General features: G+C 74.2%; 2 protein-coding genes. Both read right to left on the bottom strand.

Going from position 1 to position 2,558, the window contains the following annotated elements; all coding sequences use genetic code 11:
* Positions 1–1,523 (bottom strand): flagellar basal-body MS-ring/collar protein FliF (gene fliF / locus HMPREF0731_RS12795; protein ID WP_051014754.1); only part of this gene is annotated, 1,523 nt, incomplete at its 3' end.
* 215 nt (positions 1,524–1,738) lie between these two features.
* Positions 1,739–2,419: a flagellar hook assembly protein FlgD gene (locus HMPREF0731_RS12790; RefSeq protein ID WP_007004565.1), complete on the bottom strand. Its 681-nt coding sequence runs from the start codon at positions 2,417–2,419 to the stop codon at positions 1,739–1,741.
* Positions 2,420–2,558: the final 139 nt, after the last annotated feature.

The following is a 2,558-nucleotide window of genomic DNA, read 5'->3' as shown; positions in this document are numbered from 1 at the left end:
CGCCCTCGGGGCGCGGGGCCAGGGGCGCCGCCCATGCCGGCCGCGCCGGCGGCACCGGCCAGGGCGCCCAGCGGGCGCGGCGTCATGCCGGCGACCAGCCGCTTGGCCACGGGGCGGCCGACGAAGAACACCGCCAGCAGCGCGACCAGGGCGTAGAGCGCGCTCTCCAGCAGCCGCGCGGTCAGCGTGGGCGTCAGGGGCGGCAGGCCGAGCGGGCCGCGCTGGCTCTCGCCATCCGAGCCCCAGACCGGCTCGGCGAAGCGCAGCGACACCACTTCCAGCCGGTCGCCGCGCGTCTCGTTGAAGCCGATGGCGCCGCGCACCAGGGCGCTGATGCGCTCCATCTCCTGCGGCGTGCGCTCGCGGAAGCGCGCGGCACCGCCGGCCTCGCCCGGCTCCCAGACGCCATCGACCAGGACCGCGACGGAAAGGCGGCGCACCACCGGCTGGTCGCGCAGCGTGTTGCGGGTGGTGCGGCCGATCTCGTAATTGACCGTCTCCTCCTGCCGCGCCTCCTGGCTCTGGGGGCCGCTGTTCTGCTGGGCGGGCGGCGCGCCGGGCAGCTGGTTGGCCACCGAGACGTTCTGCTGCTCGCCATTGCGGCTGCTCTCGTTCACCGAGGACTGGCTGCGCGGCACCTGGTTCTCGGGGTCGAAGCGCTCCTCGGTGGTCTGGACCCGGTCATGGTCCATCTCGATCGTCGCCTCGGCGCGCACGCGGCCGGGGCCCAGGATGCGCTCCAGCATCTCCTCGACGGCGCGGGCCATGCGCATTTCCTGGCCGCGGCGGATCTCCTCCTGGCTCTGCGCCAGGCCGTTGGCGCCGGCCTGGCCGCCGCGCGAGAGCAGCTCGCCCCGGCCATCGACCACGGCGATGTTCTGCGGCTTCAGCCCCGGCACGGCGGCGGCGACCAGGTGCAGCACCGCCTGCACCCCCTCGCGGTCGAGCCGGTGGATGCCGCGCATCTGCAGCACCACGCTGGCCTGGCTCTCGCCCCGCTCGCGCGAGAAGGGCTCGCGCCGCGGCAGCACCAGATGCACGCGGGCCGAGGCCACGCCGTCCAGCCCGCGGATCGAGCGGGCGATCTCGCCCTCCAGCGCGCGCAGCCGGTTGATGTCCTGCTGGAAGGGCGTGGTGGTCAGGCCGGACTGGCGGTCGAAGATCTCGTAGCCGACGCTGCCGCCGGCCGGCAGCCCGTCGCGCGCCAGCGACAGGCGCAGCCGGGGGATGTCCTCCTCCGGCGCCAGCACCTCGGTGCCGTTGCGGCCGAGCCGGTAGGGCACGCGGGCGCGCTCCAGCGCCGCGACGATCTGCGCCGCGTCGCGCTGGTCGAGATCGCCATACAGCAGGCCCATCGGCGTCGTCGCCGTGCGCAGCGTCAGGAAGCCGATCAGGCCAAGGGTCAGCAGCCCGGTGAAGGCCAGCGCGGCCAGCCGCGCCGTGCCGAGCGCGCGCAGCGATTCGATGGCGCGGCCGAGGCCACCGCGCCCCGCGCTCCTGTCATCGCCCGTGTCGTTCCCCATCCTGGGGGGCTGAGTCGCCGCATCCACCGTGGCCGCCTCCGCGCACGGCATCCTGCCGCGCCGCAGCACATCTGGCCGGCGGGCGTTGACCAAGTATTAACCGTTGCTTCGGTGGCGCGGGGGCGGGCCGCGCCGGCGCGGCACTGTGGCGAAAATGCCAAGGGCCGGAAGGCCGGCCCGCCCGGCCCGGGGTTTTCCCGGGCCTCAACGCGGGATCAGCTCAGGCCACGCAGCGCCTCCAGCCCGACGGTCAGCCCGCCGATATTGACGCGCGGGGCGCCGCCGCTGCTGCGGTCCACCGAGTTCACCTTGCCGACGACGCCAAAGTCCAGCGTGCCGGTGCTGGTGCCGCGCGCGTCGAAGCCGCTGACGCCGACCGTGTAGCGGCCATCGGCCAGGCTGGCGCCATTGGTGCCCTTGCCGTTCCAGCTCCAGCTCGTGGCCTCGGTGCCGAGGGCCACCGCCTCGGTGTAGACCACGGCGCCGCTGCTGTTGGTGATGGTGACGATGCCGCCCTGCGCGCCACCGGCATCGGCCAGGCGGGGCAGGCGCAGCCCCTGGGTGGCGCCGTCCTTCAGCACGATCTGGCTGGAGCTGACCTCGACCGTGTTGCCGACCAGCCCGGTGGAGGAGAGCAGCGAGGCCGATTGCTGCAGCGACAGCAGCGATTCGAGATGCGCGTTGGTGGCGATCTGCTGCTCCACCTGGGAGAATTGCGCGAGCTGCGTGGCGAATTCCGAGGAATCGGTGGGGTCCATCGGGTCCTGGTTCTGCAGCTGGGTGGTCAGCAGCGTCAGGAAGCTCTGCATGTCGGAGCCGAGCTGCGTCTTCGCGGTGGCGCTCTGCGTCGTGCTGTTGGCGCTGCTGGCGGCGGTGGTGAGGGCGCTGCTGGCCATGTCGGTCTCCTGCGGCCGGGATCAGAGGGCGAGGTCGAGCAGGCGCTGGCGCGGCGGCGCCTCCGCCATCTCGGCCGGGGGAAGGGGGGGGGCGGCGCTGGGCCCGGCCGGGTCCTGCGCCGCGGCGTGCTGCCCGCCG

This window comes from Pseudoroseomonas cervicalis ATCC 49957, assembly GCF_000164635.1.
Classification (GTDB): Bacteria; Pseudomonadota; Alphaproteobacteria; order Acetobacterales; family Acetobacteraceae; genus Pseudoroseomonas; species Pseudoroseomonas cervicalis.
The sequence above is the reverse complement of the archived record's forward strand: the minus strand, read 5'-3'. Positions and strand labels throughout refer to the sequence as shown.

Bases quoted from the DNA above. Each gene is read 5' to 3' on its own strand.
- HMPREF0731_RS12790 (WP_007004565.1), bottom strand. From the start codon at position 2,419: ATGGCCAGCAGCGCCCTCACCACCGCCGCCAGCAGCGCCAACAGCACG.